Source organism: Kocuria sp. ChxB, from assembly GCF_044359605.1.
Lineage (GTDB): Bacteria > Actinomycetota > Actinomycetes > Actinomycetales > Micrococcaceae > Kocuria > Kocuria rhizophila.
In genome coordinates this window covers 1947817-1971541 of the sequence record NZ_CP121123.1, presented here as the reverse complement: position 1 = coordinate 1971541, position 23725 = coordinate 1947817, and the positions used below count along the sequence as shown (strand labels likewise).

Annotated in this window: 22 protein-coding genes; 9 read left to right on the top strand and 13 right to left on the bottom strand. The window is 72.0% G+C overall.

Annotated elements, in window-relative coordinates:
• The first annotated feature begins 1 nt into the window (after nucleotide 1).
• From P8S73_RS08740 to pknB, 5 genes are read left to right on the top strand one after another with little or no spacing between them, the layout of a single operon-like run.
• Complete coding sequence (locus P8S73_RS08740; RefSeq protein ID WP_047979307.1) at nucleotides 2-1585, top strand: PP2C family serine/threonine-protein phosphatase; 1584 nt, start codon at nucleotides 2-4, stop codon at nucleotides 1583-1585.
• Nucleotides 1582-3291, top strand: coding sequence for an FtsW/RodA/SpoVE family cell cycle protein (locus tag P8S73_RS08735; protein WP_059281466.1), 1710 nt, complete (start codon nucleotides 1582-1584; stop codon nucleotides 3289-3291). The genes P8S73_RS08740 and P8S73_RS08735 overlap by 4 nt, the downstream gene beginning before the upstream one ends.
• Nucleotides 3288-4730, top strand: a complete 1443-nt coding sequence (locus P8S73_RS08730) for a penicillin-binding protein 2 (protein WP_039101341.1) — start codon at nucleotides 3288-3290, stop codon at nucleotides 4728-4730. The genes P8S73_RS08735 and P8S73_RS08730 overlap by 4 nt, the downstream gene beginning before the upstream one ends.
• Nucleotides 4727-6475, top strand: coding sequence for a protein kinase (locus tag P8S73_RS08725; RefSeq protein ID WP_059281467.1), 1749 nt, complete (start codon nucleotides 4727-4729; stop codon nucleotides 6473-6475). Before P8S73_RS08730 ends, P8S73_RS08725 begins: the two co-directional genes overlap by 4 nt.
• A 5-nt stretch (nucleotides 6476-6480) precedes the next feature.
• Nucleotides 6481-8415, top strand: coding sequence for a Stk1 family PASTA domain-containing Ser/Thr kinase (pknB, locus tag P8S73_RS08720; RefSeq protein WP_124109504.1), 1935 nt, complete (start codon nucleotides 6481-6483; stop codon nucleotides 8413-8415).
• Between the two features lie 174 nt (nucleotides 8416-8589).
• Here pknB and P8S73_RS08715 read toward each other — a convergent pair whose 3' ends face one another.
• Nucleotides 8590-9231 carry an aminodeoxychorismate/anthranilate synthase component II gene (locus P8S73_RS08715; RefSeq protein ID WP_059281469.1) on the bottom strand — a complete coding sequence of 214 codons (642 nt, stop codon included), beginning with the start codon at nucleotides 9229-9231 and terminating at the stop codon, nucleotides 8590-8592.
• A 186-nt stretch (nucleotides 9232-9417) separates the two neighbouring features.
• On the opposite strand from P8S73_RS08715, the gene P8S73_RS08710 reads away from it, so the two are divergent.
• The gene (locus P8S73_RS08710; protein WP_052239279.1) at nucleotides 9418-10125 is read left to right on the top strand and encodes a cell division protein CrgA; all 708 of its coding nucleotides are present in this window, start codon (nucleotides 9418-9420) and stop codon (nucleotides 10123-10125) included.
• Nucleotides 10122-10370, top strand: coding sequence for a hypothetical protein (locus P8S73_RS08705; RefSeq protein ID WP_124109503.1), 249 nt, complete (start codon nucleotides 10122-10124; stop codon nucleotides 10368-10370). The genes P8S73_RS08710 and P8S73_RS08705 overlap by 4 nt, the downstream gene beginning before the upstream one ends.
• 198 nt (nucleotides 10371-10568) lie before the next feature.
• On the opposite strand, the gene P8S73_RS08700 is transcribed toward P8S73_RS08705, so the two are convergent.
• The 4 genes from P8S73_RS08700 to P8S73_RS08685 all read right to left on the bottom strand — a co-directional run bounded on the left by P8S73_RS08700 (nucleotide 10569) and on the right by P8S73_RS08685 (nucleotide 13845).
• Nucleotides 10569-11123 (bottom strand): YceI family protein, encoded by a 555-nt coding sequence (locus P8S73_RS08700; RefSeq protein ID WP_039101336.1) that lies wholly within the window; start codon nucleotides 11121-11123, stop codon nucleotides 10569-10571.
• Nucleotides 11124-11277: 154 nt separating this feature from the next.
• Complete coding sequence (locus P8S73_RS08695) at nucleotides 11278-11940, bottom strand: flavin reductase family protein (protein ID WP_019311019.1); 663 nt, start codon at nucleotides 11938-11940, stop codon at nucleotides 11278-11280.
• Nucleotides 11941-12212: 272 nt separating this feature from the next.
• Nucleotides 12213-12740: a flavin reductase family protein gene (locus P8S73_RS08690; RefSeq protein WP_039101334.1), complete on the bottom strand. Its 528-nt coding sequence runs from the start codon at nucleotides 12738-12740 to the stop codon at nucleotides 12213-12215.
• A 160-nt stretch (nucleotides 12741-12900) separates the two neighbouring features.
• Nucleotides 12901-13845, bottom strand: coding sequence for an alpha-ketoglutarate-dependent dioxygenase AlkB (locus P8S73_RS08685; protein ID WP_039101389.1), 945 nt, complete (start codon nucleotides 13843-13845; stop codon nucleotides 12901-12903).
• 296 nt (nucleotides 13846-14141) lie between these two features.
• Between P8S73_RS08685 and P8S73_RS08680 the strand changes: the two genes are divergently transcribed.
• Nucleotides 14142-15119, top strand: coding sequence for an LLM class flavin-dependent oxidoreductase (locus tag P8S73_RS08680; protein WP_039101333.1), 978 nt, complete (start codon nucleotides 14142-14144; stop codon nucleotides 15117-15119).
• 223 nt (nucleotides 15120-15342) lie between these two features.
• Nucleotides 15343-16605 (top strand): low temperature requirement protein A, encoded by a 1263-nt coding sequence (locus tag P8S73_RS08675; protein WP_047979191.1) that lies wholly within the window; start codon nucleotides 15343-15345, stop codon nucleotides 16603-16605.
• A gap of 44 nt (nucleotides 16606-16649) precedes the next feature.
• Here P8S73_RS08675 and P8S73_RS08670 read toward each other — a convergent pair whose 3' ends face one another.
• From P8S73_RS08670 to P8S73_RS08635, 8 genes are all read right to left on the bottom strand, one after another.
• On the bottom strand, nucleotides 16650-17522 hold the full coding sequence (locus P8S73_RS08670) for a prenyltransferase (protein ID WP_047979192.1): 873 nt from the start codon (nucleotides 17520-17522) through the stop codon (nucleotides 16650-16652).
• On the bottom strand, nucleotides 17512-17874 hold the full coding sequence (locus tag P8S73_RS08665; RefSeq protein ID WP_019311295.1) for a lycopene cyclase domain-containing protein: 363 nt from the start codon (nucleotides 17872-17874) through the stop codon (nucleotides 17512-17514). Before P8S73_RS08665 ends, P8S73_RS08670 begins: the two co-directional genes overlap by 11 nt.
• A complete protein-coding gene (locus P8S73_RS08660; protein WP_019311294.1) occupies nucleotides 17871-18269 on the bottom strand; it encodes a lycopene cyclase domain-containing protein in 399 nt (132 codons plus the stop codon). Before P8S73_RS08660 ends, P8S73_RS08665 begins: the two co-directional genes overlap by 4 nt.
• Entirely contained in the window at nucleotides 18269-19924 is a 1656-nt protein-coding gene (gene crtI / locus P8S73_RS08655; protein WP_135010918.1) for a phytoene desaturase family protein, read from the bottom strand. The genes P8S73_RS08660 and crtI overlap by 1 nt, the downstream gene beginning before the upstream one ends.
• Before the next feature lie 41 nt (nucleotides 19925-19965).
• The gene (locus P8S73_RS08650; RefSeq protein WP_039101331.1) at nucleotides 19966-20865 is read right to left on the bottom strand and encodes a squalene/phytoene synthase family protein; all 900 of its coding nucleotides are present in this window, start codon (nucleotides 20863-20865) and stop codon (nucleotides 19966-19968) included.
• A gap of 11 nt (nucleotides 20866-20876) precedes the next feature.
• Nucleotides 20877-22040, bottom strand: a complete 1164-nt coding sequence (locus P8S73_RS08645) for a polyprenyl synthetase family protein (RefSeq protein WP_047979193.1) — start codon at nucleotides 22038-22040, stop codon at nucleotides 20877-20879.
• A complete protein-coding gene (locus P8S73_RS08640) occupies nucleotides 22037-22558 on the bottom strand; it encodes a MarR family winged helix-turn-helix transcriptional regulator (RefSeq protein ID WP_047979194.1) in 522 nt (173 codons plus the stop codon). The genes P8S73_RS08645 and P8S73_RS08640 overlap by 4 nt, the downstream gene beginning before the upstream one ends.
• Nucleotides 22559-22659: 101 nt before the next feature.
• On the bottom strand, nucleotides 22660-23529 hold the full coding sequence (locus P8S73_RS08635; protein WP_047979195.1) for a fructosamine kinase family protein: 870 nt from the start codon (nucleotides 23527-23529) through the stop codon (nucleotides 22660-22662).
• Between the last annotated feature and the right edge of the window lie 196 nt (nucleotides 23530-23725).

Below are 23725 nucleotides of genomic sequence, written 5' to 3'. Positions count from 1 at the left end.
CATGCCCATCGCCTTCCGCTACGCCGCTCGCTCCGACGTGGGGCGCGTGCGCTCCAAGAACGACGACTCCGCCTACGCGGGCCGGTACCTGGCCGTCGTCGCCGACGGCATGGGCGGCCACGTGGGCGGCGACGTGGCCTCCGCCTCCGCGGTGATCGACCTCACGCACCTGGACCACGCGGGCCACGACGGCGACGCCGAGACCGTGCTCGCGGACGAGATCCAGAACGCCAACCAGAACCTCGCGAAGCTCGTGCAGTCCAATCCTCGGCTGGGCGGGATGGGCACCACCGTGACCTCCCTGCTGATCGACGGGGACGAGATCTCCGTGGCCCACATCGGGGACTCCCGCGCGTACCGGCTCTCCGAGAGCGAGGGCTTCCAGCAGGTCACCACGGACCACACCTTCGTGCAGCGCCTCATCGACGAGGGCCGGCTGCACCCCGAGGAGGCCGAGACCCACCCCCACAAGAACGTCCTGATGCGCGTGCTCGGGGACGTGGACGCCTCCCCGGAGCTCGAGGTCCGCACCGTGCGCCCCGCCGTGGGCGAGCGCTGGCTGCTGTGCTCCGACGGCCTCAACGCCGTGGTCAACGCCAGGACCATCGAGAGCGTGATGCGCTCCACGGGTGACCTCAACCAGATCGTGAACTCGCTCGTGGAGCTCACCCTGGACCGCGGCGCCCCCGACAACGTGACCGTGGTGGTCGTGCAGGTGGACGAGATCCCCCACGGCAACGAGGCGCACCCCATGACCGGGGAGGGCCACGGCGCCGTGCCGGACGAGTCCCGCACCTCGGACGAGCGGCTGCGCGTGGAGACCTACGAGGCGCTCGAGGACCACTGGAACGGGCCGATCGACTCGCCCGTGGCCGGTGGCGGGCACGACTACCGCGAGCCCGGGCGCCAGGACCCCGCCGCTCAGGAACCACCGCAGTCCTCGGCCTCGGCGCTGCGCCAGGACCTCGCCGAACGCCCCCACCTCCTGGTGGGCGCGGCGGCCAACGCCACCCAGACGGGCCGGATCCCCACGGTCTCCGACTCCGCGATGCAGCGCCGCTCCACCATGCTCTCCACCTCCACCCTGGAGGAGACCACCGACCCCGCCGAGGTGCGCAGCCTGCTGCGCCGCAAGGGCGAGGACCCCGAGCCCGGGACCAGGCGGCGTCGTGCCGCGTGGATTGCCGGCGGTGTGGTGCTGGCGGTCGCGCTGCTGCTGGGCGGCTGGGGAGCCCGCGCCTGGACGTCGTCGCAGTACTACGTGGGCGAGGACCAGGGAAAGGTGGCCGTCTACCAGGGCGTCTCGCAGAGCCTGGGTCCCATCGCGCTGAGCGAGCTCGACTCCACCACGGACATCCCCGTGGACTCCCTGTCCCAGTACGCCCAGGAACGGGTGCGCGCCACGATTCCCGCCGGGAGCCGCGAGGAGGCGGAGGAGATCGTGGTGGAGCTCAAGAACTCGAGCAGCCCGGAGCCCCGCCCCACCGGCAAGGTGACCGTCACCACACCCACCCCCGATCCGTCCCGCAGCGCCAGCGGCTCGCCGAGCCCGGGGCGGAGCTCCTCCGGGGGTGACGACTCGTGAGCACCCTTGCCGCGCCGGCCGCCGCGCCCGCCCAGCACCCTGCCGTGCTGCCCAAACCCCGGCGCATCACCGAGCTGATGCTGCTGCTGATGGCCCTGACCCTCGGCGTGGGCGCCAACATCCTGGTGGACCCCGAGCAGCTGGAGAAGGACCCCACCCACATCATCGTGAGCGGGGCCGTCCTGGCCGGGGGCGCGCTGCTCGTGCACGTGGTGCTGTGGATCCGAGGCCGGTACGCGGACCCGTACCTGCTGCCCATTGCCGTTGCGCTCAACGGCCTGGGCCTGGCCATGATCCACCGCATCGACCTCTCCACGGGCCAGACCGCCGCGAACACCCAGGTGGTGTGGACCGCCGTGGCAATGGTCACGTGCTGCGTGGTGCTGTGGTTCCTCAAGGACCACCGCCGGCTGCGCAACGTCACCTACACCATGCTGCTGCTGTCCGTGGTGCTGCTCCTGCTGCCCATGATTCCGGGGCTCGGGGTGGAGATCAACGGCGCCCGGCTGTGGATCTCCGTGGCGGGACGCACGTTCCAGCCCGGTGAGATCGCCAAGATCACGCTCGCCATCTTCTTCGCCGGGTACCTGTCCATGAACCGGGACCTGATCCTGCTCGCGGGGCGCAAGGTGGGGCCCGTGCGGCTGCCGCGCTTCAAGGACATCGCGCCCATGCTGGCCGCGTGGCTCATCGCGATCGGGGTGCTCGTGCTGCAGAAGGACATGGGCACGGCCATCATGTTCTTCGGCCTGTTCCTGGCCATGCTCTACCTGGCCACCGGTCGCCTGGGCTGGATCGTGCTGGGCCTCGTGCTCATGCTCGTGGGCGGCTTCGCTGCGAGCCGCATCTTCTCCCACGTGAGCCTGCGCCTGGACGCCTGGCTGTCCGCGTTCGACCCCGAGGTCTACACGCGCTCCCCCGGGGGCTCCGCCCAGATCGTGCAGGGGCTCTTCGGCCTCGCCTCGGGCGGGCTCTTCGGCCAGGGGCTCGGGCAGGGCCGCCCAGACCTCGTCTCGTATGCCAACTCGGACATGATCATCACGGCGTTCGGCGAGGAGCTCGGCCTGATCGGGCTCTCGGCCATCCTGGTGATGTTCCTGCTCTTCGCCTCGCGCGGTCTGCGCGCGGCGCTCGGCACCCGGGACGCGTTCGGCAAGCTGCTCGCGGGCGGGCTGTCCGCGCTGATGGTGCTGCAGCTGTTCATCGTGGTGGGCGGCGTGACCCGCCTGCTGCCGCTGACCGGACTGACCACACCGTTCATGTCCGCCGGCGGTTCGTCCCTGCTCTCCAACTGGATCATCGTGGCCATCCTGCTGGCCATCTCCCACAGCGCCCGGCGCCCGGTGGCCACCGGCCCCGCCACGGACGAGGACCTCGCGTCGGTCGAACGACGCCGCCGCGCCCGCGAGGAGCAGCGCGCCCAGGACGGGGACGCCGCCGAGCGGGAGTCGGCCACGCAGCGCACACCGTCCGCCGCCCTGGCCTCGTCCGCCGAGCCCCTCGACGCCGCCGCGCACGACGCCGCGGGGCCGGGCTCGGCCACCGAGGTGATGTCCCGTCTCACCACCCGAACGGACGCCGCCGAGCGCGGCACACGGGGCGAGGAGGGCGCAACGGCCCACCCGGCGTCGTCGGCGCACGACGAGACCGCAGAACCGAACTCGCGCACCGGACGCGCGGCCGACGAGGAAGGAGGGAATCCGTGAACAAGGCGATCCGCAGGATGTGGCTCATGGTCGCGGGCATCGTGATGGTGCTGCTGCTGACCCTGACGTACGTGCAGTTCTTCGCGGCCGATGCCCTCCAGGCCAACCCCTGGAACAACCGGACCCTCTACGAGCAGTTCGGCCAGGACCGGGGCTCGATCCTGGTGGACGGCCAGGAGATCGCCAAGTCCGTTCCGTCGAGCGACGACTTCGAGCACCAGCGCGTCTACACGGACTCCCCGATGTACTCCAACCTCACCGGCTACTTCTCGCTGGTCTACGGCGCCACGGGGCTGGAGTCCGCCATGGGCGACGAGCTCTCCGGGGCCTCCGACGACCAGTTCTACGACCGCGTGGTCTCCCTGTTCTCGGGCGACCAGCCCAAGGGCGCGTCCGTGGAGCTGACCCTGGACTCGGAGCTGCAGAAGGTGGCCTACAACGCGCTCGAGGGTCACAACGGCTCGATCGTGGCCGTGGACCCGAAGACCGGCGAGATCAAGGCCATGGTGTCCCGCAAGAGCTACGACGCGAACGCCATGTCCTCCCACAACACCGACGAGGTGGTGGCCGCGGCGGACCAGCTCAACGCGGATCCCGCCCAGCCCCTCGTGAACCGCGCGATCGGCGGCGACCTCTACGCGCCCGGCTCCACGTTCAAGCTCATCGACACCGTGGCAGCCCTGGAGTCCGGGAAGTACACCACGGACACCACGATCCCGAACCCCAGCGAGCTGCCGCTGCCGGACACCACCGTGACCCTGCCCAACTACCGCCAGGGTGGCTGCGCGGCCCGCTCGCAGGTGAATCTGCAGTTCGCCCTGGAGCAGTCCTGCAACACGCCGTTCGCCCAGATCGCCATGGAACTCGGGCAGGACGAGATCCGCAAGACCGCCGAGAACTTCGGCTACGGCCAGGAGCTGAGCATCCCGCTGGAGGTGACCCCCTCGGTGTTCCCCGAGGAGATGAACCAGGCGCAGCTCGCCCTGTCCTCGATCGGGCAGTACGACGTCCGCACCACCCCGCTGCAGGTGGCCATGACCTCCGCGGCGATCGCCAACGACGGGGTGATGATGAAGCCCAGCCTGGTCAAGAACGTCCGTTCCTCGGACCTCTCCGTGATCGACGAGTTCAAGGCGGAGCAGCTGCGCCGCTCCACGGACGCGGAGACCGCGCAGACCGTGACCGAGCTGATGACCTCCGTGGTGGACAACGGCATCGCTTCCGGTGCGGCCGTGCCCGGCGTGAAGGTGGCCGGCAAGACCGGCACGGCGGAGACCGGCGAGGACGGATTGAACGATTCGTGGTTCACTGGATTCGCGCCCGCCGATGACCCCCAGTTGGCAGTGGCCGTGGTCGTCGAGGACGTGGACGTCACCACAGGGTCCACCGTGACCAGCCCCAGCGCACGGCAACTCTTCGAGGCGGTGTTGAACAAGTGAGACCATCGTCGAGCACCATTCTGGGCGGTCGCTACGCGCTCACGGAACGAATTGCCATCGGTGGCATGGGCGAGGTGTGGAAGGCCAAGGACCAGGTCCTGGGCCGCATCGTGGCCGTGAAGATCCTCAAGGACGAGTACAACGGGGATCCCACGTTCCTGCAGCGGTTCCGGGCCGAGGCCCGTCACACGGCCCTGCTCAACCACCCCGGCGTGGCGAACGTCTTCGACTACGGCGAGGACGAGGGCTCCGCGTTCCTGGTCATGGAGCTCGTGCCGGGCGAGCCGCTGTCCAACATCATCGACCGGCAGAAGTCGCTGGACGCGGACACCGTGCTCAACTACATCGGCCAGACGGCGCGCGCCCTTGCGGCCGCCCACGCGCAGGGTCTGGTGCACCGGGACGTGAAGCCCGGCAACCTGATCATCACCCCGGACAACCGGGTCAAGGTCACGGACTTCGGCATCGCGCGCCTCGCGGACCAGGTGCCGCTGACGGCCACGGGCCAGGTCATGGGCACCGCCCAGTACCTCGCCCCGGAGCAGGCCACGGGCCAGACCGCCACGGGCTCCTCCGACATCTACTCGCTGGGCATCATCGGCTACGAGCTGCTCGCGGGGCGGCGGCCCTTCACCGGGGAGTCGCAGATCGCGATCGCCCTGGCCCAGGTCAACGACAACCCCCCGCCGCTGCCGGACTCCGTTCCGGAACCGGTGCGGGCGCTCATCATGTCCATGCTGGCCAAGGACCCCGAGGACCGGCCGGAGAACGCCGGCAAGCTCGCCAACGCCGTGGACGCCCTGCGCCGCGGGGACGTGGCCTCCGCCGTGACCATGGTGCCCGGCATGGGCCCGTGGCTGTCCGACACCGGTTCCGCCGACGACCAGCCCACCGAGGCGATGGCCCCGGTCTCCGGGCCGAGCACGCGCGCGATGCCCGGCACGGCAGGGTCGGTCGCCGCCGTCACGAGTTCCGCGGCGGCCGCGAACCGCCCGGACCCCCGGTACAGCGCCCACCCGTCCACGGCGCAGTTCGACGCGGTGGAGCAGACCCGGGGGTCGGACGGCTCGTCCGGGAAGAGGGCCGAACGGTCGGTGTGGGCGTGGCTGCTCCCCCTGCTCGCGCTCCTCGCGGTGCTCGTGCTCGCGGGCGTGTGGTTCTTCTCCACACGGGACTCTGCAGAATCCCCGGCACCGGGAACCGTGACCTCCTCCACCGTGACACCCACGCCGGAGAACACCGTGACCCTGCCCCAGAACATCGTGGGCCGGGACGCGGACCAGGTCTCCAACGAGATCACCGCCATGGGCGTGAACGTGGACAAGCGCCTGCAGCGGGACACCGGACGGCCCGCGAACACCGTGGTCTCCTCGGATCCCGCGGGCGGCACGGACGTTGCGGTCGGCTCCACAGTGGTCATGTACGTGGCATGGGATCCCGCGGCCGCTCCGACCCAGGGCTCCGGTGGCGGAGCCACCCCTGCCCCCTCGCGGCCCGCGCCCACGCAGGACCCGGACCAGGGGCCCGCGATTCCCGGCAACTCGGTCCCCCCTGCCGCTCCCAACACCGAGGGCAACGGCGCGACGAACGGCGCCGCTCCCGAGAACGGTGCCTCCGGCGGCACGCAGGACGGCGGCGTCACCAACGGACAGGGCGTGCAGGCTGACGGCACCACGGACTCCACCGCCCCGCAGGACACGGGTGCCGTGGTTGCTCCCTCCCCCGGCACGGGTACGGACGGGTAGAGCGCATGGGTGGGTCTTCGGTTCCCGAGCTGATCAACGACCGCTACCAGGTCGGCGAGGTCATCGGCCGCGGCGGCATGGCCACGGTGCACGTGGGCCGGGACGTCCGGCTGGGCCGCCAGGTGGCCATCAAGATCCTGCGCCCCGAGCTCGCGGCGGACGAGACCTTCCACGAACGGTTCCAGCGCGAGGCGCACGCGGTCGCGTCCCTGAACCACCACTCCATCGTGGCCATCTACGACACCGGCGAGATCCGGCCGCAGAGCCCGGACGGCGTGCTGCGGCCGTACATCGTGATGGAGTACGTGCCCGGGGAGACCCTGCGCGAGCTGATCCACGGTCCCGGGGTGGCCCCCTCCGAGGCCGTCGAGTACATGCTCGGGATAGTGGACGCGCTGTCCTTCAGCCACCGGGCGGGGATCGTGCACCGGGACATCAAGCCCGCCAACGTGAAGGTCACCCCGGACGGCAGCGTGAAGGTCATGGACTTCGGCATCGCGCGCGCCGTGGAGGACACCCAGGCGGCGCTCACGCAGTCCCAGGCGGTGCTGGGCACCGCGCAGTACCTCTCCCCGGAGCAGGCTCGCGGGGCCGCCGTGGACCCCCGCTCGGACCTCTACTCTGCGGCGTGCGTGCTGTTCGAGATGCTCACGGGCCGGGCGCCCTTCGTGGGCGAGTCCTCCGTGGCGATCGCCGCGCAGCACGTGCGGGACGCACCGCCCGCGCCGTCGGCCCTGAACCCGCAGCTGCCGCCCGCCGTGGACCGCTTCATGGAACGGGCCCTGGCCAAGAACCCGCAGGACCGCTTCGCGGACGCCGGTCAGATGCGACGCGCCCTGCGGGAGCTCGGGGCCGCCCTGCCCGCCGATCTGGGTGCCACCCAGCCCATCAGTCCCACGGATGCCGCTGCCCTGGCGGACTCCCACACCAAGACCCTTCCCGCCGTGGGAGCCGCGGTCGCCGCCGGGGCCGTCACGGCGGCGGGGCGCAGCGAGGACACGGAGCCCACGCCGTCCCCGCGGCCCGGGCCCTTCGAGCCGGACGACGACGCCGGTGCCGACGTTCCCGAGCGGCGGCACGGGCGGCGTGGCTGGGTCGTCGTCCTGGTCGTCGTCCTGCTGCTCTCCCTGCTGGGGGCCGGGACGGTGCTGGGCGTGCAGTGGTGGCAGAGCCAGCAGGTGGAGCAGGTGACCCGGGTGACCGTGCCCCAGGTCGAGGGCATGGACAGCACCACCGCCGAGAACACCCTGCGGGACGCGGGTCTGAACCCCACGTTCACCCCGGAGCACAGTGACACCGTGCCGGACAAGCACGTGATCGCAGTGTCCCCGGCCGCCGGCACCGAGGTGGACCGGGACTCCTCCGTGGTGGTGAGGGTGTCCGAGGGACCGGAGAACGTGAAGGTCCCGGAAGACATCGTGGGCCAGTCCCTCGAGTACGCCCGGGAGTCCATCCAGCACGCCGGTCTCACAGTGGGCCCCGTGAGCACCGTCAACAGTGCCACCGTGCCGGCGGACGCGGTGATCTCCTCGGACCCCGCACCCGGCAGCTCCGTGGTCAGGGACAGCGCGGTGAAGCTGCAGGTGTCCTCGGGAAAGGTGACGGTCCCTGACGTGGTGGGCCGCAGCCGCGCGGACGCCGAGAACGCCCTGCGCTCCGAGGACGTGCGGCTCAACTCCAACGTGGAGATCCGCGAGACGGAGGACGCGGAGACGGGAACGGTGCTCGCACAGTCCGCCCCCGCCGGTTCGTCAGTGAGCCAGGGCTCTACCATCACGCTCACGGTGGCGAAGAAGACCGAACCGTCCCCCACGCCGTCACAGACCCCGGAGGAGACCACGGAGCCCACGGCGCCCGCGGAGACAGCCACGACCACTCCGAAGCCCACCCAGGCGCAGCCCTCGGGCGGGCCCACGGCCTCGAGCGGCAGCGGCCGCTGACGTCCGCGGGACGCCTCCACCGTCGCACTGTTCTCCATCCGGCCACGGTTGCCAGCCCTGAGGCCGCTCCCGCGGGGGCTCGTCGCAACGGCAGACGGTGGTAGACGCAGAAGACCCGCGGCCCCTCAGGGAACCGCGGGTCTTCTCGCACGGAGCGCCGCTCGGCGCAGCGGGTCAGGCCGTCATGAGCGGGGACAGTCCCGCGGCAGCAGCGGCTGCACCGTCCTGGCCGACCTCCTCGAGCCAGTTGCCCAGCATGAGGTAGCCTCCCTCGGTGAGCACGGACTCCGGGTGGAACTGCACGCCGTGCAGCGGAGCGGTGCGGTGCCTCAGCCCCATGACCACCTGCCCGTCGTCCGTGGTGGCGGTGACCTCCAGGCAGTCCGGGACGGTGTCCGCGGCCACGGCGAGCGAGTGGTACCGGGTGGCGGTGAACGGTGAAGGGACCCCGGCGAAGACGCTCTCCCCCTGGTGCACCAGCTGGGAGGTCTTGCCGTGCATGAGTTGCTGCGCGTGGCCCACCCGGGCGCCGTAGACCTCGCCCAGGGCCTGGTGCCCCAGGCAGACCCCGAGCAGCGGGGTGCGGGTGCGTTCGGCCCAGAGGATGAGGTCCGAGCACACCCCGGCGTCCGCGGGAGCACCGGGGCCGGGAGACAGCAGGACCCCCTGGTGCTCACCGGCTAGCGCGGTGGCGGCGGGGACGTCGAGGTCGTCGTTGCGCACCACGGTGGTCTGGGCACCCAGCTGCTGGAGGTAGCCCACCAGCGTGTAGACAAAGCTGTCGTAGTTGTCCACGACGAGGATCTTCACAGACACTCAAGAACTCCTGCGCGTTCACCGGTTGAAAGAACTCGCGCAAGTCTACGCCCGCGCGGGCGATAGACTGAACGGCGATGTCACGCCGGGGCCGCCGCCCCGGAGTTCACCGGTGGGCGCCCGCGCGAGCCACGGACCCACCCGCACGGCGCCGGGTCGCTCCCGCGCTAGGAGGAATGATCAGCAGTGTCGCAGCCCAAGAAGCGCTTCGGTAGATCCCGCAACGCCCAGGACGAAACACAGCAGTTCAGCCTCACGGAGGAGGACCGCGAGCTCGCCGCCCTCGCCGCGGAGATCCTGCCGCGCAACAGCGCCGCGGCCTCCTTCGAGCGTGCGGCCACCCGCCAGACCGGTTCCACCTCCGTCTCGGCGCGGGACGCGGTGACGGACACCGAGCTCGCCGAGGGCCCCGGAACCGGCTCGGGCGCCGCGGCCGACCACGAGCCCGACGCTGCTGTCACGCCTTCCACGAAGCACAGGAAGCGCAGGAAGAAGACGAGCGCGCAGACGTCGGCCACGGCGTCGTCGGACGCGGCGAGCACCACCGGCGCGGGCGACGCCGCCCCGCAGGCCGCCACCGTGGGCGCCGAGGACACCGCGGAGGAGACCCCGGCGGAGGCCAAGGCCCGCATCAAGGCCGCCCGGCAGGCCAAGCGCCGCGAGGAGAAGGCCGCCAAGGCCGAGGCCCGCGAGCACCGCGCCACCGAGTACCGCCCCACGCCCATGTGGTTCAAGGTGATCATGATCGGCCTGATGATCGTGGGGCTGCTGTGGATCATCGCCTACTACCTGTTCCAGGGCCTGGTGCCCATCCCGGGGATCGGCGAGTGGAACCTCTTCATCGGTCTCGGGTTCATGCTCGCCGGGCTGATCATGACCACGCAGTGGCGATGAGCACGCCTCAGGGCCCGCGCCCCGGGGACCGCTCCGACCCCGACGGACCCGGGACGACGCCGCCGGGGCCCCTCACGGAGGCCGATGACCTCGAGGGCAGCTCTCAGACCGACAACGGTTCCGGCCCCCGCGAGCACACCCCTCGGATCAACCCCGCGCGCATGGAAGTGCGGGTGCGCCGGATCGCGCTGCTGGGGCTCGTACTGGTTCCCCTGATCTACTTCATCATGCAGTCGCTGCGCTGAGACCCGTCAGCTCGCACGGCGCACGATCCCGAGCACGGGCCACGGCACCAGGACACGGCTGAGGCATCCGCGCACCGCAGCGGTTCCCGGACGCAGCAGTGCCGGCGCCCCGTCGAGGATCGGGGGCACCGGCACATCACGAGCACCGCTCAGGGGCGGAGCCGCTGAGGTGGGGACCCGCTCAGACTGCTGAGCGTCTCAGGCCGCGGAGCCGGGAGCGATGAACTCCACGTCCAGGTCGATCCGGACCTTGTCCGAGACCATGACCCCGCCGCCCTCCAGGGCCGCGTTCCAGGTGATGCCGAACTCCTTGCGGGAGATCGTGGTGGCGGCAGTGAAGCCCGCCCGGGTGGTCCCGAACGCGTCCACGGCCACGCCGTTGAACTCCGTCTCGAGCTCCACCTCGCGGGAGACCCCGCGCAGGGTCAGGGTGCCCGTGACCGTGCCCTCCCCGCCGTCCAGGTGCACGCCGTTGATGTCGTAGCTCATCTGCGGGAAGGTCTCCACGTCGAAGAACTGCGCGGAGCGCACGTGGTTGTCGCGGGCCTCGTTCTTGGTGTCCACCGAGGCCATTTCGATCTCCACCCGGCCGGTGGACCGGGCGGCGTCCTCGGCCACGGTCAGTTCGCCGGAGACCCCTGCGAACGTGCCGCGGACCTTGGAGATGCCGGCGTGGCGGACCGAGAACCCCACCTCGGTGTGCGCCGGGTCGAGAGTCCAGGTTCCGGTGGTCATGCCGTCGAGTGTGTTCATGGGTGCGTTCCTCCGCGTCTCGTGGGTCGGCGCTGCGCCGACCACTTGCTTGCTTCGGAAACTAAATTACGCACACTTTGATGATGCGTCAATGTATGTTGCAGAAACATTCTGCGCGGGTCCCAGCAGGGGCCGCAGCACCTCCCCGGCCGGACTAGAGGTGCAGGTCCAGCACCGAGTTGTGGCTCAGGCCGTGGAACTGGCGCTGGTGGTACACCAGGGGGCTGCCGGAGCCCTCCTCGCCCAGGACGTCCACCACCGCGGCGTTGAACACCAGCGCGGGCCCGGCCTTGATGCGAGCCAGCGGAATGGCGCGCAGCACGCGGCGCACACCCGTGAGCCGGGGTTCACCTGTGGGCAGGGTCTCCCAGGCCATGTCCTCCCCGAAGCGGGGGGCACCGGAGATCGCGAAGGAACGGGCCAGCTCCACGTTGTCGGAGTCCAGGAAGTGGACGATGAACGAATCCGCGGTGGCCACCACCGCGGCGGAGCCGCGCTTGGCCTGCAGGGAGAACCCCAGGATGGGCGGGTCCGCGGAGATCGAGGACACCGAGGACGCCGTGAGGCCCACCGGGCCCTCCGGGCCGGCCACCGTGATGATGGCGATGCCCGCGGGGTGCTGGCCGAACGCGGACTTGAACCCCTCGGTGAGTCCGGGATCGCTCTGCAGCGCCTCCGTGGGGGCCACGAGATCCACGGCGTGCGCCGCCACGCTTTCAGCCTCCCGCCCCGTGGCGGGCACACCCTCCAACTCCGCCCCGCTCTGTGGTGTGGTGTCCTGGGGGGTTCTCTCGCTGACGCGCTCCGACATGATCATGGGTTCCTCTCCCGCGGTGCTCCGGGGTCGTCGGCCCGGCCCTCGTCTCTCCCTGCACCTCCGATCCTGCCAGGGACGGCCACCGCATGACACCGCCCGAGGGTCCACATTCTGGGCCACACGGCGCAGAGCGGCGCCACCTTGGGGGACAGATTCGCACCTGCAACTCCGCCGTTCGCCCCACAGGTGCCACGCGCTCGGGGCCATTCCGTCCGCGCGCTGTCAAGGATCGGCCCGGGGCGGGCGGTCGGGGGACACTGCTCGGTTTCATGTCATCCGATGCTCTTGTACTCCCTGGCGTAGTGGATCAGGGGACGGTCCGTGGGACCGGCCCCCGCGCCGCGGCCCATCGCGGTGACCCTGCCCACCACCACCAGGTGCGTGGCCGCCGTGTGTACGGAGACGGTGTCCAGCTCGAACCAGCTCAGGCAGCCGTCGAGCACCGGGGTGCCCGTGCGCTCGGTGCGGTGGAACGGGACGGAGTCCAGCAGCCCGTCCACGGGATTGCCGGGACTCGCGAGCCAGTTGGCCACGGAGCGCTGACCCGAGGCCAGCAGGGACAGCGTCCACGTGCCGCTGCTCTCCACGGCCTCGCACATCCTGCCCATGTCGTACAGGCACACCAGCATGGTGGGCGGGTCGTAGGAGACGTCCGCGAAGGCCGTCACGGTGATCGCATGGTCCTTGCCCCGGTACCGGGAGCACACCACTCCCACTCCCGAGGCGTGCTCGGCGGCCAGGGTGCGGTACCGCTCCACCTGGGCCTCGGCGGGGTTCGGATCCACGGGTTCGCTCTGCATGGGCCCAGTGTGTCACCGCCACACACGACGCCGCCCGGCCCGGTCCACGCCGGGGACCGGCAACCGCGCGCGCCATCCCGCGTCGAGCTCGTCACGTCCGCGCGCAGCCGACCGTCCTGCGCCAGCCCTCGGTCTCCCCGACGACGGCGCCCGCGTCCCGTCACCTGCCGCCGCGGCCACCCGTCATGCGCAGCGTGATGTTCAGCCGCCCGCCGTTCTTGAGCCCCAGCTGTCGCCCACCTGTGCCCGGCAGCACCCTGGGCACGCCGTGGAACGCGTAACGAGACGGTCCGCCGAACACGAAGAGGTCCCCGGACCGCAGCTCCACGTCCTGGTACGGCGCCGTGCGGGTCTCGGTGTTGCCGAAGCGGAACACGCACGTGTCCCCGAGCGAGAGGGAGACGATGGGCGCCGCAGAGAACTCGTCCTTGTCCTGGTGCATGCCCATGTGGGCGTCGTCGTCGTAGAAGTTGACCAGCGCGGAGTCCGGGCGGTGCTCGCGCACCACCCGTTCGATGCCGTCGAAGGCCACGGGGTCCGGGGTGGACTCGGCCACCCGGTCCACGGGAGCCGTGCCGTTCGGCCCCCTGAGTCCGCCCGGTCGCGCGGCGGTGCCTTGTCCCGCCGCGCCGTTCGGCACTCTGAGTCCGCCCTGTTGCGCAGCGGCATCCTGCGCCGCAGGGGTCTCTGGTCTCGCCGTCGCGCCCCTCTCCGCAGCGGTGCCCGGATCTGCCGGGCCACCCGACCGAGCGCCTCGACCCGGCCCCGCGGCGTCGTCGTCCGTGCCCGGCGCATAGGCCTCCGCCACCGCGCGCGTGCCGAGCGCCATGAGCCACTCCGGCAGCTCGGGCAGGCGCGGGCCCGCGGCAGCGCCGTAGCGGTAAGGCTCACGCGTGCCCAGCATGACCGACTGCACGGACATCCGGCCCCCACCGGGCATGACCTGGTGCTTCATGGGAGCGGCTCGTACCCACTCCCGGCAGACCGTCACCAGCTCCTGCTGCTGCCCGTGGTCCAGCCAGTTGGGCAGGTGCACCGCACCGGGTGCCAGCACTCGGCGTGAGCGTGGGACGGTGAAGAGCTCCGCGACCTCGTAGTCGGACATGGCCCGAGCGTAGAGCCGCGCTCCGACACCCACACCCGAACTCCCCGACGACCTGCCGGGAAGATCACCGCTGACGAGCGCGGGGCGCTCGAGAGCACGGCTGGACCACGCGGCCAATCGGCGGCACGGCGGGGACGGCGCGGCGGTTCGTAGGCACTGCAGCCGCTCGGCGCCGCCACGGTGCGGCGCAGCGGCGCCACTGCACGGGCCGCACCCAGCCGCCCCGGCCCTGCGGAATACCACGCCCGCCCACCCCGTTATTTCCACAGCAAGTTTTCGTCTGGAAAGGATTCGGCATGGCCCTGCCCCTGTCCGTCATCGATTTCGCCACCGTGCGCAAAGACCAGTCCCTCGGGGAGAGCTTCGCGGACTCCGTGACCCTCGCCCAGCACGCCGAGAAGCTGGGCTACTCCCGCGTCTGGTACGCGGAGCACCACAACATGCCCACCATCGCATCCTCCGCCCCGGCCGTGCTGATCGCGCACGTGGCTGCCCACACGGAACGCATCCGGTTGGGCTCCGGCGGCGTGATGCTGCCCAACCACTCGCCCCTGACGATCGCCGAGCAGTTCGGCACCCTGGCGGAGCTGCACCCCGGACGCATCGACCTGGGACTGGGACGCGCCCCCGGCACGGACCCGCGCACCCTGCGGGCGCTGCGCCGCTCCCCGGAGGCCGCGGAGAACTTCCCGCAGGACGTCAAGGAGCTGCAGGGCTACCTGCGGGACGAGTCCATCATCCCGGGGGTGCGCGCGGTGCCGGGTGCGGGCACGAACGTACCCCTGACCATCCTCGGCTCGTCCCTGTTCGGCGCCCAGCTCGCGGCGGCCTACGGCCTGCCGTACGCGTTCGCCTCGCACTTCGCCCCGGACGCCTTGGTGGACGCCGTGGCCGCCTACCGCTCCCAGTTCCAGCCCTCCGAGCAGCTCGCGGAGCCGTACGTGATCGCCGCGGTGAACGTGATCGTCTCCGAGGACACGCAGGACGCCGCGCGCCAGCTCGAGGCCACTCAGCGCGGCCGGGTCAAGGCCATGGTGGGCCGCGGACGCGAGTTCACGGACGAGGAGATGGACATGGTCATGGCCTCCCCCGCCGCGTCCCAGGTGCTGCACATGCTCAGCTACATGGGGGTGGGCACCCCGGACACCGTGGTGGACTACCTGCACCGCTTCGCGGACCACGCGGACGCGGACGAGCTCATGGTCTCCCCGCTGTCCACGCGCCAGCCGGACGTCCTGCAGTCCATGGAGCTGCTCGCGCGGAACTGGTCCTGAACCCCGCGTCCAGGGGAGGCCGCCCGGCGAGCGCGTGAGAGCGGCGTCGTGCGCGGCGGGGCTCTGCGCGCACGACGCCGCCACCGCACGGCGCGACACCGCACCGCACCGCACCGCACCTCGAGGCATCGCATCACACCGCACGGCCCGGGGCCGCGCAGCCCCGACGACGCCGCTGCGCCGCCTTCCCCGCCCGCCTGCGGGGCACCCTACGATGGCTCCCATGACCCACACCCCCGCGGGGACCACCCCCGCTCCCCACGGCCTGCGACGCATCACTGCCCGGGACCGCACCGAGTCCCACCGGGCCGCAACACCCCTGGAGCTGCTGTACGACCTCGTGTTCGTGGCGGCCTTCTCCCAGGCCGGTGTGGCGCTCGCGCACCAGGTGGAGACGGGCAACGTGGCGGGCGGGGTGCTTGCGTTCAGCGTGGCCATGTTCGCCGTGGTGTGGGCGTGGGTGGGCAACACGTGGTTCTCCTCCGCGTTCGACACCGACGACTGGCTGCAGCGGCTGTCCACCATGGTGCAGATGGCCGGTGTGGTGATCCTGGCCCTGGGGATCCCCCCGTTCTTCGAGTCCCTGCACGACGAGCACGTGCACAACGGACCCATGGTGGCCGGGTACATCGTGATGCGCCTGGGGCTGCTGGCGCAGTGGGTGCGCGTCTACCTCAGGGTTCCCGAGCACCGGCACCGCGCGGGCGTGGTGATCCTCTGGACCGTGGTGGCTCAAATCGGCTGGACCCTGACCGCAGTGTTCCCCACCACGTGGCCCGTGTTCGTGGGCGCCGGCCTGGTGCTCGTGGGTTTCGAGTTCCTGGGCCACCTGCTGCCCGGCGGCAGCCAGCAGGCCCCGTGGCACCCCCACCACCTCGCGGAGCGCTTCGGGCTCATCGCGATCATCACCCTCGGCGAGAGCGTCGTGGGAACCATTGCCGCGCTGCAGACCGCCCTGCCCGAGGAGGGCGGCTGGACGCTGCAGCCCGTCCTGGTGGTCGCCGCCGGGCTCGGTCTCACGTTCGGCGTGTGGTGGAGCTACTTCGGTGTGGACTTCGGCAGGGCGCTCGCGGCCCGGCCGTCGGTGGCGGGGATCTTCACTGTCCTGCACCTGGTGATCCTGGGCGCCATCGCCGCCATGGGCGCCGGTCTGCACGTGGCCGGCGCCGCACTGGCCCACCCGGAGGAGGCCTCCCCCGCACTCGCCGTGCTGTTCGTGGGGGTGCCGCTGCTGGTGTTCTACCTGGGCTTCTACGGGCTGTACACGGTGTTCGTGCCGGAGGCGGACCTGCGCCACATCGTGCTCATCCTGATCACGCTCGCGCTCGCCGCCACGGGCCCCCTGCTCGCGTGGTGGGGCGTGCCCATGGGCTGGTGCCTGCTGGTAGTCGCGGCCGCCACGCTGCCCACGGTGGTGGGCTACGAGTGGTTCGGCCACGACCACCAGGAGCAGCAGCTCCGGCGCCTGGAGCGCCGCACGCGCTGACGGCCTGCACGGCCCAGCGGGCGGTCCTCAGCCGCGGGCCGCTCTCAGCCGCGGACCTGGGACCACCAGATCAGCAGCATGGTCACCAGGAACCCCGTGAGGTAGTTCAACCACAGGAAGGTCCTCCACCCGGCGTTCGCGCGCCCGGAGTCGGCGTCCGTGACGCCGCGGAAGCGCAGGGCATTGAGCAGGTACGGCACCGCGAGCAGCGCGGCCAGCTGACCGGGCCACTCGGTGCACAGCATCAGGATCCCGGCGAGCGCGTACAGCCCCGCGGAGAGCCACACCGTGGGGCGGGCGCCCAGCACGGTGGCCACGGAGCCCAGCCCGCCCTCGCGGTCCGGGACCACGTCCTGCACCGCCCCGAACATCTGCGAGGCCATGCCCCACAGGAAGAACCCGGCCAGCAGAGCCCACAGTCCGCCGGTGAACTCCGCGCCCGCGAGCGTGAGCCCGAACACGGCCGGGGAGACGAAGTGCGTGGCGGAGGTCATCGCGTCCAGGAACGGGCGCTCCTTGAACCGCAGCCCCGCCCACGAGTAGGCGACCACCGCGAACAGGGACACCGCGAGCACCGCGAGTGAGACCCAGTTTCCCGTGGCCACGCCCCAGCCCGCGAGCACCAGGACGAACGGCGCCGGCAGCAGGCAGGACGCCAGCAGCACGGGCCGCTGCGCCGCCCGGTGCACCACCGCGCCCTCCACGCCTCCCTTGCGGGGGTTGCGCAGGTCCGACTCGTAGTCGAAGACGTCGTTGATCCCGTACATCGCCAGGTTGTAGGGCACCAGGAAGAACACGCTGCCCAGCACCACGAGCCACCACGGCAGCCCGCCGGTCAGCAGCACGGCCGCCGCGAACGGGTAGGCCGTGTTGACCCAGCTCAGGGGCCGCGAGGCCCAGAACAGCCTAGTGAGCACGTCCCCTCCCCTCCTCGGCACCTCGGGCCCCGGGGGACGACGCCGCCCCCGCCCGTTCCCGGCCCAGCAGCAGCCACAGCGCGGGCAGCAGCAGCACACCCGCCACGGGGTAGGCGAAGTCCTCGAGCGGCGCGAGCCCGATCCGCACCCCGGAGATGTTCTGCTCCGTGTACGTCATGATCCCGGAGGCGATCATGACGTTGTCGAACACCGCTGTGAGGACCACGAGCAGCACCGCGGCCCCCGCGAGCGAACCCCAGAACAGTCGTCCCGGACGGCGCAGCAGCACCGCCACGGCGAGGACCACCACGGCGATCCCCAGGAAGATCGCGTTCACACCCCAGTACGTCATGAGCGTTCTCCCGTCGGTGGTGTGCGGCTCGTCTCTGCCGCACGTGCCACGGCGTCCCCGGCGCTGGGGTGCCCCGCCGCGCGGGACCGCAGCCAGCGCCACAGCACGGGCGCGCCCAGCACGTAGACCATGGTCTGGTAGCCCAGGAACGCGAGGAAGAAGACCTCCTCCAGGGGCAGCTCGGGAGCCACGAACACACCGAGCGTCAGCGAGTTCTCGCCGTGCCAGAACAGGCCGTTGGCGATCCCCACCAGGTCCCACGCGAGGAAGAACACCGTCCCCGCGAGCAGCACGAGCCACGCGCGCAGCGGGTGCCCGGACCAGAAGAACAAGCCCCAGCGCCGGTCAATCAGCGCGAAGCACCCCAGGAGCACGAGCAGCACGGCCAGGTACATCAGCGGTCCCCGCGTCCCCGGACCGCGTCCCGGACCACCTCGGAGGAGATCAGGCACATGGGCACGCCAATCCCCGGGCGCACCGACGAGCCCGCGTAGTAGAGACCCGCGATCCCCGGGTCCGTGACGCCGGGGCGGAACAGCGCGGACTGGCGCAGCGTGTGGCCCGGGCCCAGCATGGAGCCGCGCCACGCGTTGAACTGCGCCTCGAAGTCCTCGGGGCCGTACGTGCGGCGCACCACGATCCGCTCGGCAAGGTCCGGGATGTCCGCCCAGCGCGCCAGCTGCGCGATGGCGGCGTCCGCCACCCGCTCCACCTGCGGGGAGCCCGGCTCGTCCGTGTCCGGGGTGCGCACCCCGCCCCGCCCCCACTCCGGCACGGCGGGCGAGGGCACCAGGATGAACAGGTTCTCATCCCCCTCCGGGGCGGTGCCCGGGTCGGTGGCCGAGGTCATGGACACGTAGATCGAGGTCTGCTCCGCGAGCGGCGTGCCGTCCGCGATGCGCCCGAAGTTGTCGTCCCAGTCCGCGGTGAACAGCAGGTTGTGGTGCACGAGCTGCGGCAGCCTGCCCCGCACGCCCAGGCACACGAGCACCCCGGAGGGCCCGGGGTCACGACGCTTCCACCGGGACTCCGGTGCCCGGAACCGCTCCGGCAGCAGCCGGGTCTGCAGGTGGTGCAGGTCCGCCGCACCGATCACCACGTCCGCGGGGACCCTGACCTCGCCGACGCCGCCCGGCTCCCCCACGCGGTAGGTCACCCCGGTCACGGAGCCGGCCGAGCGGCGTCGTGCGCGGGCCGCACGCGCGAGGGACCGCGGCGAGGGTCGTGCGGACGAGACCTCGATGCCGCTGACCGCGGCACCGGTGACGATCTCCACGCCGGCCGCGCGCACGAGTCGTTCCATGGCGTCCACGAGCGCGGCGAACCCGCCCACCGGGTACTGCACCCCGTCCGTGAGGTCCAGGTGGCTCATGAGGTGGTACATCGCGGGGGCGGTGTCCGGGGAGGCGCCCAGGAACACGGCGGGGTAGCCCAGGATCTGGCGCTGCCGCGGGTCCCGGAACCGGGCCGCCACGTAGCTCTTCATGGACGAGCTCAGCAGCCCGCCCAACCGCGGCAGGTTGCGCATCACCTCCGTGCGCGCGAGGTCCGCGGGGCGGGAGAAGTTGGTGTACAGGAAGTGCTTCTTGGCCAGCTCGTACACCTCCGCACCCGAGTCCAGGTACTCCCGCAGGGCCTCGGAGGAGCCGGGGTCGAGCTGCTCGAACAGCTCTTCCGCGTGCCCGGCGCGCACGTCCGTGGGCGGCTCGTCCAGGTGCTGCTCGAAGAACGTGCGGTAGCCGGGGTCCAGGCGGCGCAGCTCCATCTGCTCGGCGGCGCTCGAGCCCATGAGCCGGAACCACCGGTCGATGACCTCGGGCATGAGGTACCAGCTGGGGCCGGTGTCGAACGTGAACCCCTCCGCGGACCAGCGCCCGGAGCGCCCACCCAGGGTGTCCCGCTGCTCCAGCAGGGTCACCCGGTGCCCGTCCCGGGCCAGCAGTCCCGCGGTGGCGAGCCCCGCGAACCCGCCACCGACCACGACCGTCCGCGGGGCACCCCCGCCGCCGTGAGCCGTGCGCGTGCTCGTGGTCTCGTTCGTGCTCGTCATGGCCGTGTGTGCTCCGCCCTGGTGCTCGTGGTCTTTCCGGTTCACGCCGTCACCCCCGTGTCCGAGAGCGAGCGCGCGGCGATCCGCAGCTTCACCGCGGTGGGCACGCTGATCCGGCGCCGCGTCAGCTCGTGCGCGGGAACCCGCTCGATCCGGCGCGCGAGCTCCCCGAACAGCCCGTGGGCCATGGCCACCGCGCGGCGAGCGCGCCGGTCCAGGGCGAGGATGCCGGGCACGGCGGCGTCGAGGTCCGCGGTGAGGTCCGCGAGCAGCTCGGTCTTCTGCGCCTCGGTGAGGTGCTCGGGGTCCGCACCGGGGAAGTACGTGCGCCCCAGCTGGTCGTGGTCCGCGCCGAGGTCCCGCAGGAAGTTGACCTTCTGGAACGCCGCGCCCAGCCGACGGGCGCAGTCCGTCAGCAGCTCGCGCTGGGCGGGGGTGTCCGCGAGGGTTCCGGGCATGTCCATGAACACGGCCAGGCACATCAGGCCCACCACCTCCGCAGAACCGTAGATGTAGGACTCCAGGGAGGCGCCGTCGTGCTCCGCGACCTCCAGGTCCGCGCGCATCGAGGCGAAGAACGGGGCGGTCAGCTCGCGCCCGAAGCTGTGGCGGCGGGCCACGTCCGCGAAGCCGTGGACCACCAGGTCCGTGGCGAACCCGGTGTCCAGTGCCCGGTCCACGGCCGCCTCGTAGTCGTCCAGCGCGGCGCGCACCTGCGCGGCGTCCAGGCCCGCGGCCCGGGCGGTGCCGTCCACCACCTCGTCCGCCACGCGCACGAGCGCGTAGATCCCGGCGATGTCCCGGCGCACCGGACCCGGCAGGGTGCGGCAGGCCAGGGAGAACGAGGTGGAGTACTCGCCGATCACCCGCCCGGAGGCCGTCAGGGCGGTGCCGGTGTACAGGCGCAGCGGCGCGAACGCCTGCGCGTCCGGAGCAGTCATGGGGGTCCTCACTACGAGTCTCGGTTCAGGACGTGGTGGCACAGGCTGTCCAGCTGGGCGCGTTCATCCTCCGGCAGGGCCAGCCCGTCCAGGAGCTCGCGGGCCTGCCCCACCAGGTCGGTGGCCAGCTCCACGGCGGCCTCCCGCGCACCCGACGCCGCCAGCGCCTCCCGCGCACGCTCCACCGTGGCGGTGCCCGACGCGAGCTGCTCGAGCACCCGGCGGGCCTGCGGGACCTGCATCCCGTGGGCCGTGAGCACGGTGGCCTTGCCCGAGCGCAGGTCCGCGTCCACGGACTTGCCCGTGACCTCCGGGTCCCCGAAGGTGCCCAGGACGTCGTCGACCACCTGGTAGCCCACGCCCAGCAGCGCACCCGCGCGGGCCAGCCGCTCCGCGTCCTCCGCCGCCGCGCCCGCGAGCAGGGCACCCGCACGCAACGGGGCCTCGAACGAGTAGGTGGCGGTCTTGAGACGCTCCATGTCCAGGATGTCCTGCACGCCCGGGTGCCCCGCACCGTAGCGGCGCAGGGACAGCAGCAGATCGTCCAGCTCTCCGGCCGCGGAGGCGGTCACGGCCTCGAACACCACGTCCGCCACGGCGCGGGAACGCCGCGGGTCGGCGGTGCACGTGGTGGCCAGTCGCAGCGCACCCGAGAGCAGCAGGTCCCCGGCGAGGATCGCCGCGGACTCCCCCGCGTGCTCAGCCTCCTCCGCGCTCGCACCGGCCGCCACGGCGTCCCGGCGGAACAGCTCGCCCACCGTGGGGCGGCCCCGGCGGCGCCAGTCCCGGTCCACCACGTCGTCGTGCACCAGCAGCGCCGCGTGCAGCATCTCGAACGACGCCGCCAGCCGCACGCAGTACGCGTCCGGAACCTGCGCGGCGGCGGCGCCCCCGCCGGAAACCCGGGCGAAGGAGCGCCACGCGATGAGCGTCAGACGCGGGCGGATGAGCTTGCCGCCCGCCAGCTGCTCCCGGATCCGCTCCCACAGCAGCGGGAACCCGGGGCTGCGGGGCACGCGGTGGGCGGGCGACGCGAAGAAGTCCTCCAGCTCGCGCAGGACGGCGGCGCGGAAAGGGAGCCATGCGGCGTCGTGGCCGGAGGCGGTGCGGGGACCTGCGGTCACGGGGGCGCCCCCCGTGGGGACCTCGGGAAGATCGCGCGCGGAGCCCGTCACGAGGACTCCTCCGCGTGGACCGGACACACGGACCCACCCTCCGCGGCCGCTGCCGGGCGCCCGCACAGCCGCTCCAGGTGGTCCTCCATGCGGGTGACCGTCCCCGTGAGGAACTGCAGCACCGCGCGGCGGCCGGGCTCGTCGAGGGTCGCGAGCTCCTCCTCGACCATGGCGACCATGGGGGCGACCTGCGCGGCCACCTCCGCCGTGGACCGCTCAACGGCCCGCACTGTCATGCGGCGTCGGTCCTCGGGATGGGGTTCACGCACCACGTGCCCCGCCCGGACCAGCCGGTCCACCATGGCCGTGGCCGATGCCGTGGTGATGTGCAGCGCCCGCGCCAGCTCCGTGGGGCCCATGGGGCGGCGCATCAGAAGGGCCATGGCCGAGAAGTCCGTCTCCTTCAGGCCCATGATCCGCTGCAGCTGGTGGTCGATCTCGTGGTTGAGCGTGATCACCCGGCGCAGAGCACGGGCCTCGGGCCCGGCGGCCAGCAACCCCGCAGCACTCTGCGCCATGCTCCACCTCGCGTCACCGATAACTAGACAATCTAGTAAGCATCATGCTGTACGGGCGGGAGCCGTGTCCAACGCCACGGGGCCCGCCCGCGAGGCGGCACTCACCCCAGACGGCGCAGCGCGCTCATCACGGACGCCCCGTAGCCGCCGCCGAAGCGGATCGCGTGGATGAGCAGCGGGGGCAGCTGGTACCACGGCACCCGTTGCTGCCAGCCGTCCGCGAGGGGGTGGGCGTCGTCGTACGCGGCGAAGCACTCGCGGCCGAAACCGCCGAAGAGCTGCATCATGGCGAGGTCGTACTCGCGGTGGCCGTAGAACGAGGACGGGTCGATCAGCCAGTTGCCCCCGGAGGCGTCCACCACGCGGTTGCCGGCCCACAGGTCCCCGTGCAGCAGGCTCGGGGGCTCGGGGGGACCCGCCAGCTCGGCCGCGCGCGGAGCCAGCGCCTCCAGCAGCGCCGACGCCGCCGGGTCCAGGTTCCCGGCGTCCACGGCCTGCCGCAGGAGGGGCTCGATGCGCCGCTCCAGCAGGAAGTCCGCCCAGTCGTCCGTGGGGGTGAGGTCCACCGGCGCGGATCCGATGCGCTCCGGCAGCTCCGGGCCCAGCCAGCCCACGTGCGGAGCGGGAGCCGCGTGGACCGCCGCGAGCCCGATGCCGAGGCTGCGTTCGGTGGCCCGGTCCGGAGCCCCGTGCGCCTCCTCGATCCACTCCAGCGCCAGGGCCTCCTCCGACACGAAGCGCACGGCCGGAACGCTGATCTCCTCGGGTGCCACCGCCCGCAGCTTCTCCAGGGCCGCGGCCTCCAGGGGAAGCACCCCGGAGGCCGGATTCCGCATGGTCTTGGCGAAGACCGGACCGTCGCCGGTCTCCAGCCGGAAGGCGTTGGCGCTGTCCCCGCCGCTCAGGCTGCGGGCACCGCTCACCCCCAGTGCGCTCACGAGGTCCCGGGGTAGCTGCTCCAGAAGTGCCATGGATCCTGTCTAGCACCTGCCTCCGTCCCGCTGGGACCAGTCCCGCCCACCGCGTCGGGACCAGGCCCACCCTCCCGCGGGCCTGGCCGGGCCGCGCGCACACTTGTGCCCGACGGCCAGGACGGGTGGGGGCTCGCGCGGCCCGGCGCGGCAGTGCTGCGAACCTTGTGCCGGATAGCAGCGCCAGGTTGCCGCC